General features: G+C 46.8%; 12 protein-coding genes and 1 pseudogene. 4 read left to right on the top strand and 9 right to left on the bottom strand.

Going from position 1 to position 16,268, the window contains the following annotated elements; all coding sequences use genetic code 11:
- Positions 1-75 precede the first annotated feature (75 nt).
- Positions 76-690 (bottom strand): recombinase family protein, encoded by a 615-nt coding sequence (locus OGY13_RS13440; RefSeq protein WP_007890845.1) that lies wholly within the window; start codon positions 688-690, stop codon positions 76-78.
- Positions 691-1,046: 356 nt separating this feature from the next.
- Here OGY13_RS13440 and OGY13_RS13435 point away from each other — a divergent pair, with 356 nt between their 5' ends.
- Positions 1,047-2,414 (top strand): ApeA N-terminal domain 1-containing protein, encoded by a 1,368-nt coding sequence (locus OGY13_RS13435; RefSeq protein WP_286594081.1) that lies wholly within the window; start codon positions 1,047-1,049, stop codon positions 2,412-2,414.
- 197 nt (positions 2,415-2,611) lie between these two features.
- On the opposite strand, the gene OGY13_RS13430 is transcribed toward OGY13_RS13435, so the two are convergent.
- The 5 genes and pseudogenes from OGY13_RS13430 to malX form a co-directional block, all read right to left on the bottom strand.
- Positions 2,612-3,193, bottom strand: a complete 582-nt coding sequence (locus OGY13_RS13430; protein WP_086813121.1) for a hypothetical protein — start codon at positions 3,191-3,193, stop codon at positions 2,612-2,614.
- Complete coding sequence (locus tag OGY13_RS13425; protein ID WP_213752184.1) at positions 3,177-3,545, bottom strand: hypothetical protein; 369 nt, start codon at positions 3,543-3,545, stop codon at positions 3,177-3,179. Before OGY13_RS13425 ends, OGY13_RS13430 begins: the two co-directional genes overlap by 17 nt.
- On the bottom strand, positions 3,535-4,296 hold the full coding sequence (locus OGY13_RS13420; RefSeq protein WP_172947755.1) for a lysozyme inhibitor LprI family protein: 762 nt from the start codon (positions 4,294-4,296) through the stop codon (positions 3,535-3,537). Before OGY13_RS13420 ends, OGY13_RS13425 begins: the two co-directional genes overlap by 11 nt.
- 558 nt (positions 4,297-4,854) lie before the next feature.
- Positions 4,855-6,624: a recombinase family protein gene (locus OGY13_RS13415; protein ID WP_213752185.1), complete on the bottom strand. Its 1,770-nt coding sequence runs from the start codon at positions 6,622-6,624 to the stop codon at positions 4,855-4,857.
- Positions 6,625-6,709: 85 nt separating this feature from the next.
- Positions 6,710-7,840, bottom strand: a pseudogene (gene malX / locus OGY13_RS13410) (PTS maltose transporter subunit IICB); the annotation flags it as partial.
- Between the two features lie 169 nt (positions 7,841-8,009).
- Between malX and OGY13_RS13405 the strand changes: the two are divergent.
- Positions 8,010-9,038 (top strand): Mal regulon transcriptional regulator MalI, encoded by a 1,029-nt coding sequence (locus OGY13_RS13405; protein ID WP_213752186.1) that lies wholly within the window; start codon positions 8,010-8,012, stop codon positions 9,036-9,038.
- 47 nt (positions 9,039-9,085) lie between these two features.
- Here the strand turns inward: OGY13_RS13405 and OGY13_RS13400 are convergent, their stop codons facing one another.
- Both OGY13_RS13400 and manA read right to left on the bottom strand, forming a co-directional pair.
- On the bottom strand, positions 9,086-10,594 hold the full coding sequence (locus OGY13_RS13400; protein WP_213752187.1) for a YdgA family protein: 1,509 nt from the start codon (positions 10,592-10,594) through the stop codon (positions 9,086-9,088).
- A 106-nt stretch (positions 10,595-10,700) separates the two neighbouring features.
- Positions 10,701-11,876 carry a mannose-6-phosphate isomerase gene (gene manA / locus OGY13_RS13395; RefSeq protein ID WP_008784694.1) on the bottom strand — a complete coding sequence of 392 codons (1,176 nt, stop codon included), beginning with the start codon at positions 11,874-11,876 and terminating at the stop codon, positions 10,701-10,703.
- A 262-nt stretch (positions 11,877-12,138) separates the two neighbouring features.
- Between manA and fumB the strand changes: the two genes are divergently transcribed.
- Complete coding sequence (gene fumB / locus OGY13_RS13390; RefSeq protein WP_008784695.1) at positions 12,139-13,785, top strand: class I fumarate hydratase; 1,647 nt, start codon at positions 12,139-12,141, stop codon at positions 13,783-13,785.
- A gap of 141 nt (positions 13,786-13,926) precedes the next feature.
- Positions 13,927-15,330, top strand: a complete 1,404-nt coding sequence (gene fumC / locus OGY13_RS13385; RefSeq protein ID WP_213752188.1) for a class II fumarate hydratase — start codon at positions 13,927-13,929, stop codon at positions 15,328-15,330.
- Here the strand turns inward: fumC and tus are convergent.
- Positions 15,327-16,256: a DNA replication terminus site-binding protein gene (gene tus, locus OGY13_RS13380; protein WP_079933992.1), complete on the bottom strand. Its 930-nt coding sequence runs from the start codon at positions 16,254-16,256 to the stop codon at positions 15,327-15,329. The genes fumC and tus overlap by 4 nt on opposite strands.
- Between the last annotated feature and the right edge of the window lie 12 nt (positions 16,257-16,268).

Here is a 16,268-nt window from a genome sequence, read left to right as displayed (position 1 = left end):
GGATATCCTTAATTATAATATGAGCGTTTCAAAGTCAGGACATATGGGCAGCAAATACTGTTATCAAGTCCGTTTTTAACACAAAAGCTCTTTCTTGATTCGGTAAAAGGTGGCGCGGCTGATACCTGCCGCTTTCATGATGTGGGCTGGTTTAACATTCTGCGCCAGCATTTCGCGAACAGTTTCACGGGCTTCCATATCTTTTTCTTTCCCCGTATACAAACCTGCCAGTTTTGCTCTCTCGATCCCCTGTGCCTGGCGTTTACGGCGGGTTTCATAATCTTGTCGTGCCATTGTCGCAAGGATATCGATCAGCATAGCATTGACTGCCCGAAGAATGCCGCTAGTAAGGTCGTTACCAGACATTTCAACCATCTGCCAGCTTGTTGGCAAATCCATCGAAACAATAACCAGTCCTTTACTGTTCAGCGTAGCTTTGAGTTCAGCCCATTCTTCATGTTGAAGACGACTGAGACGGTCAATCGCTTCAATTAGAAGCAAATCGCCAGGCCGTGCTTCGGCAAGTAGGTGCATCAGTTCCACACGTTCCAGCTTCGCACCGCTGGCATTCTCAATGTATTCTCCGGCTACTTGCCAGTTTTTGCTTTGCGCAAATTCGCGCAGGCTAACTAATGCACGATCAGCATGTTGGCCTTCGGTAGATGCACGGCAATAGATACGGACATTCATTATGCATTCTCTTTTGAGTATTAAATTGATACCCATATGATACAGTGCGTGTTTTTATTGTCAATAGAGTCAAATTTAACCCTATTGATACTGTGTGTCATGGTCTTTATCAGGTATACCCTATTGATATCTTGTGATCATGAGCAACTTCTGTTTGAATCTTGGCTAAAATAGCCAATGGGATACAACATGAGCAAGATGATTCATAAAGTCTAATCAATATTGGGATGCTGTCTTCTGTGTGTAGTAGCGGGTTTATTCTCACTAAAACCATCAAAGTGATGATCTTTACGTGCTATTGTTATAAACATAATCTAACGAGTTTAAAGTTTGATGCATGAACAGGATGAATGATTATGGATGAGATTGATTATTATACAGATAATGTCAATGAGTGTCTTACAGGGTATGTAACAATAGATGGAGGTAATTATGTTTCAGAATTGTCAATAGATGATGATGGAATAGAAATTCGATTGCTTGATTTTAATAGTAAAATGAATCGTGCATACTCAGAAGTTATGGCATTGAATTCAATTTTGTTTCAGAAAGGCACTCGCTATTATCTTTTGTTTGGTTTGGAATTACATGAAAGCTCTTTTATGAGAATGGGGGTTGATGGAAGATTCAATACTTATACATTCTCCGCTCAGGGTTTCTTATATTCAAAATCAAGGGTGAATACTAACTCTTTATTTACCAGTGTAAGCATTCATGGAGAAAATATAAAAAAATGGTCTGGCAGTACTCGTAAGTTAGATAAAATAATAGAATGTGGGCTTGGGTTTTCAAATAAATTACCTAATGATGATGATTGTGTTGAGTTTGAGAAAAATATAGACGGACTCGGAAAGATTGGATTGTATTATTCATATCGATACGGTGGCTTAAGTGGTTTGCATACAGTAGGAATGGACGTTGAACCTCATGTTACGGTTTCCTTTGAAAAGCCTGTTGGACTTGATAGGTTAATCGAAAACTATATTGATTTATATATGATATTAAGGTTCTTCATTGGTGGTTCGCTAATGATATCAAATATTAAAACTAATAGTGTTTCTAACTATGGGCGAGAAAACATTCAGATTTACATAAAAGAAAAAAAAGAAGATCATAAAACTATCAATGCTGGCATGTTTTTAACCTATTCGACTATATATCACGATGACTCAGAGAAAAATTTTCCTGATTCTGTTTGGGAGGGATATTTTAATCCTGAAAACCACGAGATCAAAGAACTCGTTAAAAAATATGTGACTTACTCCATGGTTCACAGCAATGAAGAAAAGTTTCTTGGTTTTTATAGGATGATTGAATCCATGACGATAAGAAAATCATGTTATGTCGATGAAGCGTTATTATCAAAATTGTTGAATAGATCAAGGTGTTTATTAGCCAAGAAATTTCCAGGCGCACCACTTGGTGATTTCATTCGTGCGATAAAGAGAACAAATAAGAGTAAGCACAATACTGAAAGTTGCATCCATCATTTTATAAAAAGCCTTCCTGAATCGGTTGTTATTAAGTTAGATCTTAAAAAAATAAGTATCAATGAAGTATGTAAGTCGCGAAATCAAATTATACACCAGCCATTATTTTCAGAAACACCAAGCAAAATCTATAAACATATGCAGGCTACGGAGATACTTACAAAACTGGCACTATTGATTAGGCTTGGCGTTCCTATGCAAAAGATAGAAGAAATAATTTGTTATCATCGATAAGTGGTGAATATAGCCAATGAACACATACTCACTAAAATTAAGAGTTTTGATTCTGGGATTTTCTATTTTATACTAAAATTTTACAGGGTTGGCAGAGACTTCTTTTTAGCTGTTTGCAAAACTTATCTAGGGAGGAGTATATGCCACCTTCTATGAAGGTGGATTTCTACTATTTATAATATTAAACGACAAAAATGCTACTTATGACAAATTTCCCGATCATAAATTCCGCCATTTAAAGCCAGCATTTGCCTCTTCTTCTTTGAAACCATTTTTGTCATGATTTGCGAATCATCGAAGAAAATGCCCCCAAATGTTCCTGGTCGTGCATTCCAGCCAGAAATAATCACTGTATCGCCCACGTTTAATGCTGCTACAGTATTGTTATTGTATTCCGTATTTTCGAAAAAGAACTTTAAGCCTTCACTTGAATCAGGGATGTGTAACGTTACTAACGGATTTTTACTGAAGGTGGCTGCGCTAATCTTTTTTATTTTTCCTGTAACCATCAATCGGCACTTTTTGAAGTCATTTGTTGCTCTGAACTCATGTTCCTGAAATCGTGCATAAACTTCTTCGGTTGTATAGAGTCTTGGAAGTATATCGATTATAGATGGCTTTGTTGATTGTTCGTTTTGTTGTAAAGATGCTGAACCTCCGTTCGAGAAATGTATTGATTCAGATGTTCTGGCTTGGCTGGGTGTTATTGCTATTCCGTTCAATATATAAAGTCCGAAGAAGGCAACAATTTTCGTTGACTTTTTAAATTTTGAGATCATTTTGTTTCTCCATAACTTCTATCTTAACAATACGCTCTCCATTACGATATATTTTCAGCTTGTCAGGCGGGGACTTCACTGCATTACGGATTTCGTTCATTGTATCTTTCGATAACATATCGCAGCCTTCCATATACATAACCCTTCGGGTATCGGTATCTGGTATGTTAGTGAAGCTGCTACTGACCCATAAATCGGGTATTTCAATTCCATGTATCAGCTTCATATACACAACGATGAAAGCACCTGTCAGGTGAAACCGTCCAACCGTGTATTTTCCGGTATAGTTATTACCAGAAGACGAAGCTACCCAATCGTTTTTTAAAACCAAAGTCAGTGCATTATTTTCCATTTTCAGACTCCAGTTCACGAATGCGATTGTTCGTCATGTCGGTAAGACATTTCTGTTCATTATTGCAGCCGGATTTGTGCTTTATCCATTCTCTTTGAGAAGGAAGCAATCGTTTTCGGGTTTCAGGGCTAAGGCTTTTCCAGACCGAATTAAGTTTCTCATCGCTTGCTTTATAACTGTGTGTATCGACGTTTGAGGTTACTGCATTGTTTTTGGGAGCTTCGCTACCGCTGCTATAGAAAACGGGTGCACGTACTCCCTGAGCGTAGTCTTTAGCTGCTTTTTCCCACAGGCCTTTCCCATTGGCAGTCAACATTTTTCCGAACTCTGTGGTGTCGAAACTGTAATTGCGGATCTCGCCATTGAAATCCAGCTTCACGTTAACGGCTGTTGACTTCGAAATGCCAGTCAAGAAATCACCAGCTTCGGACCCGAAGGAACAAGCGACTTCTTTAGTATCACTGACATTAGGGCGTAACCCGTGCATCGTGAATCTACCGTTATCAGTTGTAGCAGTGATATCTACCAGCGGAACGATTGATGAGGATTGCTTTGTCATCGCGAAGCATATCCCCTTCAGATTTACATCCCTGTCCATCCCGAGAAACATCAGGGCGTTTTTGTCGCTGCTTGCGACACCTGCTGATTTTGCCTCTGGCAAGAAATAGACGGTACTGGAGGCGGTGGTTATACCTGAAACGAAAACAACACCTGACGCCATGATTTTTAGCGTTTTAATAAGAATTGTCATTCTGGATACCTTCTTTCTTTCGCACTCCATCGTGGACAGAGTATTCATTCCGTGAGTCTTGTTTACGAGAAACACTAACCGAAGAATCATGATCTTACATTGATCTATGAAATCTATCAATATCGTATAATTGATCTGTAAAAACGATCGATTAACATGGGGAGAAGAGGGGGAAGATGCGAAGGGTATTGTTTTTAAAGGGTTTTAAAATGGTTCATATGCTTGGTGTTAACGTCGGGCGGCGGGCAGCGGTTAGTCTTGAATACTGCGATTGAAAGACATAACAATCTATTTTGTGCGGGGTTTCCGGCAACCATAGAGGTGTTTCGATAAGGAGCGGTGCAATAAGTACAGTTCGTTGACAGAATGAATACGATGTAATTTTGAACCCTTGCTCTACAACGCTCTGTATCAAGTTTTACGGGGGTTTTATATTGAACGATGCCTGAAGTCTGCTTTAATCGCTCTGACAAGATACAGAGCGATTCATGGCTATATAGCGATGGATTACGCTAACATTTCTGTGGGGCAATTTTACAATGGCACTAACACTTACCTTTATTTCGTCAGTTCATCGATCAGTGTTCGGGGATGATCTAGTCGTTTTTTCGCTTCCGTCATGAACTTGTCTCGGTTGATCAATATGTCAATATGGTCATGCAGTATCAAACCTTCAGATTCAAGAATTTGAATATCGTTGATAGTCTGCGCTTCAACATAAATCTTACCCTTCTTCCAGCCTGAGTTGTTTTCGATAACGATACGCTGTTTATGCTGATCGCGGTATGTGATGGTAAACAAGTTGTGTTTCTTATCTATTCTGGAGCAATCTACGCGCATAATAACGGTCTTAATGTTTGCTCTTATTTTTGTGCGTAAAGGGTTAAGTGCGTCATCAATGTCAAACTTCCTGAACTTGTCCCAACCTTCAGTGTTCATTTGCACGATTGATTCATCGTATAGTCTTTTTTCCACTATCAGACTTTGTTTTTCTTGTTCTAGTTGATCAATTTGCGAAGTGAGGCTATTAATGATCTCAGGGCTTTTAGCTGAACCTATAGCCAATACATAGTTCTCAATTTGCGATTGTATGTCCGCTATTTTCCCTTCTAAACCAGATGGTTGATATTTCGTCTGTAAGAATATTCTATCGGCTATTAGTTGTAAAATCGTCCTTTCAAGGGTGCTTGCCCTGAATCCCCACTTATTACAATCTTGATGTAAATCTCTGGATGCACATTGGTAACGGTAAGCATGTGGATGGTTTTTAAGGGTTGATTTAGCCTTAACCATGTAACATGAGCAGTGCGCACAGTGCAAAATACCAATACCGGAAAGTAATGGTATTTCTGGATTACTCTCGCGATTCGGGGCAAATCCTTTGTTTCCAACTTGGAGCTTTAACGCTTCATATTCATCTTTGCTGATGATCGCAGGGTAATAATCATCCAGAACGTATTCTGCATTGTTTACAGTGATTACTTTTCGTCCATAAATGGCAGGTTCAAGGATTCTGGAACAATGCTGCATATTCCATATACCTTTTGATTTTTTGTTGCCAATAACCGGTCCATCGTAGTTGTTTTTCAGATGTTGAAGGATCATCCGATTTGACCAACCGTCTTGTTTTAACTGGATAATTTTTTTTGCTATGGGGAACAGGACTGGATGCGGATTGACATATCCAGTACTTGAATCTGTCCACCATTTATCCGACCCTAACTCTTTAATTGCGACTACAGGATCACCTGGTTTCCGTTCCTGGTGACGTCTGATCTTGGACAGAGCACTTGCAATGGTGCGGTGTGATTTGGTTGAACTTTCTTCGTTTGCACGGCTGAACAACATCACGCTAAACATCAGTTGCTGCAATGTCTCGGTGTTTACTTCAGTCTGTCTGTAAACCTGTTTATCAATCCCGGTAATTACCGTGATGCCATTAAGTAATAAGCTGGTGAAAAGGTTAACCGCTTGCATGGCGTTCTGGCGTGAGAAGCGATCAAGGGATTCAATCAAGAGGAAAGACCCCTTTGGGATCAAACCGGATTCAACTTGGTCTATGAAATCCGATAAAGCTCCTTCCTGAACGTTTTTACCCTTGTACGCGGATACCCCTAAATCTTGGTATTCCTCGAAAATCTCCAGATCGTACTCAGTAGCAATCTGTTTTGCCATTTCAGCAATGTAGCTCTTCTGACGCTCAATCGAACTACCTTTACCTTGTCGTTCGCTGGAGTAACGGATATATGAATATAAGCGTGGACGATTCATGGTATTGAATTTCACTGGAAGTACTGTATTTCTTAAGATTGTAACATGTGCAGACATTGGTCATCACCTCCTTGGTAATCCATTGGGGCGACAGGTATAGCTGTTTTTACGCCTCAATTCTTAATGAGGTGTATTTTACTTTAGTGTTGCCGATGGTGACGCCTAACACCGCCATCACGGTGAAACCAAGACCGGTCAGCAGGGCGTGGATTACATACAAAACAGGGGCAACGAACAGGAATAAGAACTCGAGTGGTTCGGTTGTACCGCCGATCACGCAGGCAATGAGACCAGAAATTAACAGCCCTTTAATTTTATGACGATTTTCAGGGCGAGCACAGTGGTACATAGCGAGCGCTGCCCCCGGCAAACCACCGAGGAACGCCGGCATTTTACCCTGCGACAGGAAGCGGGTTGCGCTTTCAGAGAAACCTTGTGTTGTCGGGCAGCTCAGTTGAGCCTGGAAAATAGTCAGTGCGCCGCTCACGCTGTGACCGCAGACTTCCTGCGTGCCGCCAGCTTCGGTGAAGCGAATGAGCGCCACCAGAATATGATGCAGACCAAACGGCAGCAGCAGACGTTCACCGGTACCAAACAGCATTGGACCAAATTCGCCCGCGCTGTTGATGATGTGGCCGAGCCCGTTAATGCCCATGGCGAAAACCGGCCAAACCAGGGGAATGACCAGGCCGACCAGTCCCATCACCACCGAAGAGATAATTGGTACAAAGCGGGTACCGCCGAAGAACGCCAGTGCATCCGGCAGGCGAATGTTGTGGAAACGTTCATGCAGCATCCAGACGATGATCCCGGCAATAACAGCGCCGAGGATCCCGGTGTCGATCGACTGGATCCCCAGGATATTCTGCACGTTGTTAGCCTTCAGGATCGTGGCATCCGTGGTAGGCAAGATACCTTTCGCGGTTAACCAGAAGTTGACGGCAAGGTTCATCACCGCATAACCAACAAAACCGGCAAATGCCGCTACGCCTTTGTTCTCGCGGGCCAGGCCGAGAGGTATGGCAATACAGAACATCACCGGTAAGAAGCTAAACGCAAATGAGCCTACTTTGCTCATCCAGGTAAAAATAGCCTGCAGTACCGGATTACCCAATGCCGGAATCAGCGTTAAGACATCATGACTACTTAACGAGCTGCCGATCCCTAACATGATCCCGCAGAATGAGAGCAGAGCCACGGGCAGCATAAAGGTTTTGCCCAACTGCTGGAAAAATTCCCATAACGTAATTTTTGGTGTGGTTCTCGTCGTCATCAAACGACTCCTCGTAAAAGCTAGCTGACTAATGATGGCGAGAAGATAAAACGTTTTACCTAATTTTAGTGCGGTATAAATCACATTATCGAACGATAATAGGGCGTATAAATATATGTGATTGATAAAACGTTTTATCCGTCACGTTATCAGGGAGTTTTCCGTTTTTATGGCTATAGCCAAAAAAATAACCATCCATGATGTTGCGCTGGCCGCGGGCGTTTCGGTTAGTACCGTCTCATTGGTGCTCAGTGGAAAAGGCCGTATTTCATCCGCGACCGGCGAACGGGTGAATGCCGCTATTGAGCAACTGGGGTTTGTGCGTAATCGCCAGGCATCAGCGCTGCGTGGCGGGCAGAGCGGGGTAATTGGTTTGATCGTGCGCGACCTTTCCACCCCGTTTTACGCCGAGTTGACGGCGGGTCTGACGGAAGCTTTAGAAGCGCAGGGGCGCATGGTCTTTTTATTACATGGTGGCAGAGATGGCGAACAGCTGGCACAGCGTTTCGCTATGCTGCTTAATCAAGGGGTTGATGGTGTGGTGATCGCCGGGGCTGCCGGCAGTAGCGACGACCTACAACAACTGGCCGCGGAGAAAGGGATTCCGGTAGTGTTTGCGTCTCGGGCCAGCTACCTGGATGACGTTGACACCGTCAGGCCTGACAACATGCAGGCAGCGCAATTGCTGGTTGAACATCTGATAAGCCATGGGCATCAGCGCATCGCGTGGTTGGGGGGGCAGAGTTCTTCATTGACCCGTGCAGAGCGTGTCGGCGGCTATTGTACGACGTTGCTAAAGTATGGTTTACCGTTTCATAGCGACTGGGTGCTGGAGTGCTCATCCAGCCAAAAGCAGGCCGCAGAGGAGGTGACCGCGCTGTTACGTCGTAACCCAACGATCAGCGCAGTGGTGTGCTACAACGAAATCATAGCCGTTGGCGCCTGGTTTGGCCTGATGAGAGCAGGGCGTCAGAGTGGTGAAATTGGCGTAGATCGCTACTTCGAACAGCAGATCTCGTTAGCTGGATTTGCCGATGTAGCGGAAAATGCACTGGACGATATCCCCATTATTTGGGCCTGTACGCCCGCGCGTGAAATGGGATATACCCTTGCTGAGCGCATGCTACAGCGCATTGGGCACGATGATGGTCATTCACGTAACTTAACGCTTTCCGCCCGTCTGGTGGTGGCAAAATAAAAAAGGCCCGATAAACACACGGTTATCGGGCCTGTTGTCACGCGTATTTACTGTTGCGGAATAGCCGGGGCATCCGGTTCGCCGAGAGAAGGCATACCGAACATGCCAACAAACTCATCCAGCGGCATTTTTTGTCCGTTTAACGTAACCTGGCCGTTTGCGTATTGCAGGCTGGAGCCGATGACGTTGTCCTGCATCGTTGTAATCCGGAACATCTGACCCATTGCCGCCAGGCCATTCACCTGTTGCTTCGCCAGATCGGCCGCTTGCTCCTGCTGATAGCCTTCAATTTTGGCAATCTGCGTCATGAACTCAGTCGCCATATCAACCGGAATCGTCAGCTTAGCATCCAGTGATTTGACCGAACGATCCACTTCCTGAGCCAGCGTTTGTGGTTCCTCAGTATTTGCTGTCGGATCTTTTAGCAGCAGTGACAGATTAAATGCAGTTTCACCTTTTGCATTTTTCCAGCTCAGCGGGGCAATGGTGATAACCGGCTCGCCTTTCATCAGAATCGGCAGCGCATTGAAGAAGGCTTCAGTGACTTTTTGCTGATAAAGCTCAGGATTTTGTACCACATCAATCTGCGCCATCAGCGCCTTGGTTTGGGCGCTATATTGCTGACTGAACTGGTGTAATGCTTCACCGTCAATCTGGCCAACTTTCAGCGTCAGTTTACCGCTACCCATATCCTGACCCTGCAATTTCAGACTGTTCAGCGTGTAATCCAACTGGCTGTTGACAGTTTTACCCTCGTTGATCAGATCGGATTTGCCATCAATACCCATGCCTTCCAGTACCGCCAACTCTTTACCTTCGACGGAAATCGACAGTTTATCGAGTGACAATTTTTGGTCGCCGATGCGCTCACCAAAGCTGGCAATACTGCTGGAACCCTCAGTTTTCAGGTTATTGAAAGTCATTTGTACTTTCTGGTCATACTCGTTGACCGCATTGACCACGCCGCTTTGCGCATTGCCTGTCAGCGAGACAGCATTACCTTCTTTGTCTGCTGTAAACTGGAATTCCCCGCCACTGAAGGCTACTTTTTCGTCGCCTTTCTCATAGTTCAGTGGTTTGAGGGAGAGATCGGAACGGGTATCGCCGCTGTAGCTGATACGGGAGTTAATGACAAATGGCGACTCACCTTTAGCAATATCAAACAGCGGTTTGGTAACGTCGTTATTGACCAGAGTCGTTTTCACGGAGGCCATAGCCGGGACCAGATTCAGTGATTTCAACTGAGCCAGCGGGAATGGACCGTGATCGACGGTTTCATTCAGGACAATACTTTGCCCCGGTTTTAGCCAGGAATCTGCCTGCCCGGCGATTGGTTTCACCACCAATTGCAGTTGGCTATTGAACACCCCGCGCTGGTAGTTTTGATAACTCAGTTCAATGCCCGCCTCAGGGGAGAAACGTTTTAACTGATCGTTTGCCTGTGTCACCATCTCGGCGAGATGCGTTTCAAGTTTCTTACCTGTGTACCAGGCGCCGCCCGTCCAGACGATACCCAGCGCAACCACCACACCCGCAGCTACCAGCGATTTTTTCATTTCGATATCCATAAAATAAAACCAGGCGTTTGAAGACGCCTGGAGGAGTGACATGTCTTTAACACACTACAGCTTAGCAAGAGTTGTTAAAAATATCAGTATCTTGCTATAGCTTGTTATAAACCCGGGCTAAACGACCTGCGCCACTGATGTTAACCGGCGATTCATTCGCGCCAATAAAGGCCGATTCACCCGGTCGCAGAACCAGACGTTGCTCGCCTTTGCTCAGCACGGCTTCACCCTCGATGCAGAACAAAATAGCCGCACTTTGCTGGCTGATATCTGCGCCACTGGTAGTAAGCTCATGCAGGGAGAACGCAAAATCATCAACCGGGATTGGGAAGTCCAGTTCACCATCAGATTCAACCGGCGTGGTCAGTAACTGGTTTGCTGGCTTGGCGACAAACTTCACGTTGGCGACCAGTTCCGGGATATCAATATATTTTGGCGTCAGTCCGGCACGCAGCACGTTGTCCGAGTTAGCCATCACCTCAAGCGCCACACCTTGCAGGTAAGCGTGCGGGGTTTCGGCAAATAAGAACATAGCCTCGCCTGGATTGAGTTTCACCACATTGAGCAGCAGCGGGGAGAAAAGCCCACTGTCGTTCGGGTAGACGTCAGCGATCAAACGGATGGTTTGCCAGGGTTCACCCTGCTGGCTGTTCAGCGCTGATTTCAGGATCGCCAACGCATGGGATTTCTCCTCATCCTGCATATTCAGCAAGCTGGCGAAAAGATAGCTCAGACGTTCCGCACTCGGTTCTTCCAGGAAATGTGCAATAGCTGGATGTGCGGCGGAAACGGGTTGTAACAATGCAACAATGTCAGAGAACTCGCGGAATGCGTTCATCGCCAGGAAAGGCGTCAAAGCAAATACCAGTTCTGGTTTGTGGTTAGGATCTTTGTAGTTGCGCTCGGCGGCATCCATCGGGATCCCCGCGGCGTTTTCTTTGGCAAATCCAATTTCAGAATTGTGCTTGTTAGGATGAACCTGAATCGAAAGTGGTTGAGCAGCGCAGAGTACTTTAAACAGGAAGGGCAGTTCACCAAAACGTTGCGCTACGGCTTCGCCTAGCAGTGCGGATTTATCGTGCTCGATAACGTCGCGCAGAGCAACCGTCTGACCGTCAGCGCCCAGAACCTGCGAACTGCTTTTCGGATGCGCGCCCATCCACAACTCAGCCATCGGTTGCTGAGTGGGGTTGGCAATGCCATAGAGTTCCGTTAACGCCGTTTTACTTCCCCAGGCGTAGTTCTGCACTGAGTTGATGAGTTTTTGCATTATCAAGCCCTGTTTCAATGTTGAATTTTCTACGGCTATTAAACCAAGAAACCCTGAGGGAAGTAACCTGCACATGTAAAAAGTCGTACTTGTCTCAGTTTTTGTTAAAAAAATGTGTAGGATATGGTGACTCGCTTTTAATACCCTGAGTAATTCCGGTTGCAGAAAGCTCTTCCTTCTACAACCGGATCTGCGGCAGGGAAGCAGGGCAATGGAACATCTGCCCAGAGAATAACCAGACCGAGCAGTAAGTGAGAGCACAATGTCAAACAAACCCTTTCATTATCAGCATCCTTTCCCCCTCAAAAAGGATGATACCGAATACTATCTGCTGACCAGCGACTATGTCTCTGTTGCCGAATTTGAAGGGCAGGAGATTGTTAAAGTTGCACCGCAAGCCTTAACCCTGCTGGCTCGTCAGGCCTTTCATGATGCGTCGTTTATGCTGCGTCCCGCACATCAACAGCAGGTAGCTGATATTCTGCGCGACCCGGAGGCCAGCGAAAACGACAAATATGTGGCCCTGCAATTCCTGCGTAACTCTGACATCGCGGCAAAAGGCATTTTGCCGACCTGTCAGGACACCGGAACTGCGATTATCGTGGGTAAAAAAGGTCAGCGTGTCTGGACCGGTGGGGGTGATGAGGAGGCGCTGGCACGAGGCGTTTATAACACCTACATCGAAGACAACCTGCGCTATTCACAAAACGCAGCGCTGGATATGTATAAAGAGGTGAACACCGGTACCAACCTGCCAGCACAAATCGATTTGTATACCGTCGACGGAGATGAATACAAATTCCTGTGTATTGCCAAAGGTGGTGGTTCGGCGAATAAAACCTATCTGTACCAGGAAACCAAAGCGCTGCTAACACCGGGCAAATTAAAAGATTACCTGGTTGAGAAAATGCGTACGTTGGGCACTGCGGCTTGTCCGCCGTATCACATCGCGTTCGTAATCGGTGGAACATCGGCAGAAGCCACACTGAAAACGGTCAAACTGGCTTCTGCAAAATACTACGACGAACTGCCGACAGAAGGTAACGAACATGGTCAGGCATTCCGCGATGTAGAGCTGGAAAAAGAGCTGCTGATTGAGGCGCAGAATTTGGGGCTTGGCGCGCAGTTTGGTGGGAAGTACTTCGCGCATGATATCCGCGTGATCCGCCTGCCGCGTCACGGCGCGTCGTGTCCGGTTGGTATGGGCGTTTCTTGCTCAGCCGATCGAAATATCAAAGCCAAGATCAACCGCGAAGGTATCTGGATCGAAAAACTGGAGCATAATCCTGGGAAATTTATACCGGAAGAACTGCGCCAGGCGGGAGAGGGGGAAGCGGTGCGCGTTGACCTCAATCGTCCGATGAAAGAGATTCTGGCTCAGCTTTCCCAGTATCCGGTTTCCACGCGTCTGTCGCTCAACGGTACAATTATCGTTGGCCGTGATATTGCGCATGCGAAACTGAAAGAACGTCTGGATAACGGCGAAAGTTTGCCGCAGTATGTTAAAGATCACCCGATCTATTACGCCGGTCCGGCAAAAACGCCGGAAGGCTATGCCTCTGGTTCGCTGGGGCCAACCACTGCCGGACGTATGGACTCGTATGTTGACCAGCTTCAGGCCGCTGGTGGGAGCATGATTATGCTGGCGAAAGGCAATCGCAGCCAGCAGGTGACCGATGCTTGCCATAAACATGGCGGCTTCTATTTGGGCAGTATTGGCGGCCCCGCTGCGGTGCTGGCTCAGGGCAGTATCAAGAGCCTGGAGTGCGTGGAATACCCGGAACTCGGGATGGAAGCCATCTGGAAAATTGAAGTAGAAGATTTCCCGGCATTTATCCTGGTAGATGACAAAGGCAACGATTTCTTCAAGCAAATTCAGACGTCGCAGTGCGCACGCTGCGTTAAGTAACGTCAGCCGCCCTTCGGGGCGGTTTTTTTTACCGCACGAACCACCAAACGACAGCTTTATCCTCGTTAATACTCATAAGACCAATGCAAATGGGCAATGTCGAAACATAACCTAATCAACTGTTAATGTAAGGAGCAGGTAATGGTAACGGTACGCCGCGAGAATGATTCAATGGGGGCGATTGATGTTCCTGCCGATAAGCTTTGGGGCGCGCAAACCCAACGTTCGCTGGAGCATTTTCGTATCTCTACGGAGAAAATGCCGGTCTCGCTGATCCATGCGCTGGCGCTGACGAAACGCGCCGCGGCAAAGGTTAACCTGGATCTGGGGCTGCTGGCGGAGGATAAAGCCAGGGCTATTATGCAGGCTGCAGATGAGGTGTTGGCAGATAAACACCGCGATGAGTTTCCGCTGGCCATCTGGCAAACCGGCTCAGGCACGCAAAGCAATATGAATATGAACGAGGTGCTGGCAAACCGGGCCAGCGAATTGCTGGGCGGCGTGCGGGGGATGGAGCGAAAAGTACACCCCAACGATGATGTCAATAAAAGCCAAAGCTCGAACGATGTCTTCCCAACCGCAATGCACGTTGCCGCACTGCTGGCGCTGCGTAAATCTTTGATCCCACAATTAAATGTGTTGACCAAAACGCTCAGTGATAAGTCCCACGCTTTCGCCGATATCGTTAAAATTGGTCGTACACATCTGCAAGATGCAACTCCACTAACGCTTGGCCAGGAGATTTCCGGCTGGGTAGCAATGCTTGAACATAACCTCAGACACATTGAAAACAGTTTACCGCATGTGGCAGAACTGGCGTTGGGGGGAACCGCGGTAGGTACCGGACTGAACACTCATCCCGAATACGCCCGCCGGGTCGCGGATGAACTGCGGGTCATTACCTGCGCGCCGTTCGTTACCGCTCCGAATAAATTTGAAGCGCTGGCCACCTGCGATGCCCTGGTTCATGCCCACGGAGCGCTAAAAGGGCTGGCAGCGTCGCTGATGAAAATCGCCAACGATGTACGCTGGCTGGCATCTGGCCCGCGCTGTGGTATTGGCGAAATTTCAATTCCGGAAAATGAACCGGGCAGCTCGATCATGCCGGGTAAAGTCAATCCTACCCAGTGTGAAGCGCTGACCATGTTGTGCTGCCAGGTGATGGGCAACGATGTCGCCATCAATATGGGCGGGGCGTCAGGTAACTTTGAGCTCAACGTCTATCGACCGATGGTCATCCACAACTTCCTGCAGTCGGTACGCCTGCTGGCGGACGGTATGGAAAGCTTCAATGAACATTGCGCGATGGGAATCGAGCCCAACCGTGAACGAATAGATCAACTGCTCAATGAGTCGCTGATGCTGGTGACCGCGCTCAACACCCATATCGGTTACGATAAAGCGGCTGAAATTGCCAAAAAAGCGCATAAAGAAGGGCTGACGCTAAAAGCCTCCGCTCTGGCGCTGGGATATCTAACCGAAGCGGAGTTCGACAGCTGGGTACGTCCGGAGCTGATGGTTGGCAGCATGCGGCCAGGCAGTTAATCCGCAACGTACAGGTGCAGCCGGGGAATAATCAATCTCAACGGCTGCGCCTGAGGTTTAAAGCGATGCTGAACGTTATCGGCATCGTAATTCAGTAACTCGCCGATATCCGGTACGGTCATACCGTTGTCGTTATTAAGCAAAGCAATCAGTGGCGTCGGGCAGGCATATTGCACCTGTTTTTGCTCTCCTTTGTACCAGACACGGGCAATAGGCTGCACTTTTACCGGCCTTTTAATTTTCAGGCGGGCCTGCTGCGGTAAGTCGGCGATATCCTGATATTCGCGTTCAAGCTTCGCCTGCCATTCTTCACGTGTCCAGGGATGTACGCTGCGCGGTGAGGTCAGGCTTTTTTCCAGTTGCTGCAGTACTTCATCACGTTTCAGGTTTTTAATAATGTGCTTGTTAGCCCAGCCGAATCGCAGGGTGGCAGGATCTCTGACAACGGTGAGCGTGCGATAGGCATTCAGTGTAATCAGCCCCGGCAGGTGGCGATGCACCCATTCGAAACGTGCTGCCGGCGCCAGCCCTGACTCTACTGTAACAATGCGCTCGAAGGTGGTTTTCAACTGGTTTATACGCTGGATTTGTTCTTCCAGAGCACATTGCGCCGCATTATCAACCTGGTAGCACAATACACCCGGTAGGCGGACGGCCGCTTTGCTGCTGCGGTTTTCGGACTGCTGCTGAATAAACAGGTGACGGTAATGGCGCAGTGCCAGCGCTTCAGCCTCTTTGCCTAAATGCTGCTTAACATCAATGCTCTGCAGAGGGGCATGCTCTGCCTCTTTGACCACTTCCGGTAACGAGAATACGCGGGCAATCAGCAGCGTTTGCTGCAACAGGTTTTCGTTCAGAAGCGCCAATTCTTGTTCCATCTGGCGAAAGGTGCCGTTCAGGCGGTCAACGAGATCGTAACGGGCCATAGATTTACCATT

This window comes from Citrobacter sp. Cpo045 (assembly GCF_030332875.1).
Classification (GTDB): Bacteria; Pseudomonadota; Gammaproteobacteria; order Enterobacterales; family Enterobacteriaceae; genus Citrobacter; species Citrobacter portucalensis.
The sequence above is the reverse complement of the archived record's forward strand: the minus strand, read 5'-3'. Positions and strand labels throughout refer to the sequence as shown.

Coding starts and splice junctions, on each gene's coding strand:
- OGY13_RS13440 (WP_007890845.1), bottom strand. CDS start 690: ATGAATGTCCGTATCTATTGCCGTGCATCTACCGAAGGCCAACATGCT.
- OGY13_RS13435 (WP_286594081.1), top strand. CDS start 1,047: ATGGATGAGATTGATTATTATACAGATAATGTCAATGAGTGTCTTACA.
- OGY13_RS13430 (WP_086813121.1), bottom strand. CDS start 3,193: ATGATCTCAAAATTTAAAAAGTCAACGAAAATTGTTGCCTTCTTCGGA.
- OGY13_RS13425 (WP_213752184.1), bottom strand. CDS start 3,545: ATGGAAAATAATGCACTGACTTTGGTTTTAAAAAACGATTGGGTAGCT.
- OGY13_RS13420 (WP_172947755.1), bottom strand. CDS start 4,296: ATGACAATTCTTATTAAAACGCTAAAAATCATGGCGTCAGGTGTTGTT.
- OGY13_RS13415 (WP_213752185.1), bottom strand. CDS start 6,624: ATGTCTGCACATGTTACAATCTTAAGAAATACAGTACTTCCAGTGAAA.
- OGY13_RS13405 (WP_213752186.1), top strand. CDS start 8,010: ATGGCTATAGCCAAAAAAATAACCATCCATGATGTTGCGCTGGCCGCG.
- OGY13_RS13400 (WP_213752187.1), bottom strand. CDS start 10,594: ATGAAAAAATCGCTGGTAGCTGCGGGTGTGGTGGTTGCGCTGGGTATC.
- manA (WP_008784694.1), bottom strand. CDS start 11,876: ATGCAAAAACTCATCAACTCAGTGCAGAACTACGCCTGGGGAAGTAAA.
- fumB (WP_008784695.1), top strand. CDS start 12,139: ATGTCAAACAAACCCTTTCATTATCAGCATCCTTTCCCCCTCAAAAAG.
- fumC (WP_213752188.1), top strand. CDS start 13,927: ATGGTAACGGTACGCCGCGAGAATGATTCAATGGGGGCGATTGATGTT.
- tus (WP_079933992.1), bottom strand. CDS start 16,256: ATGGCCCGTTACGATCTCGTTGACCGCCTGAACGGCACCTTTCGCCAG.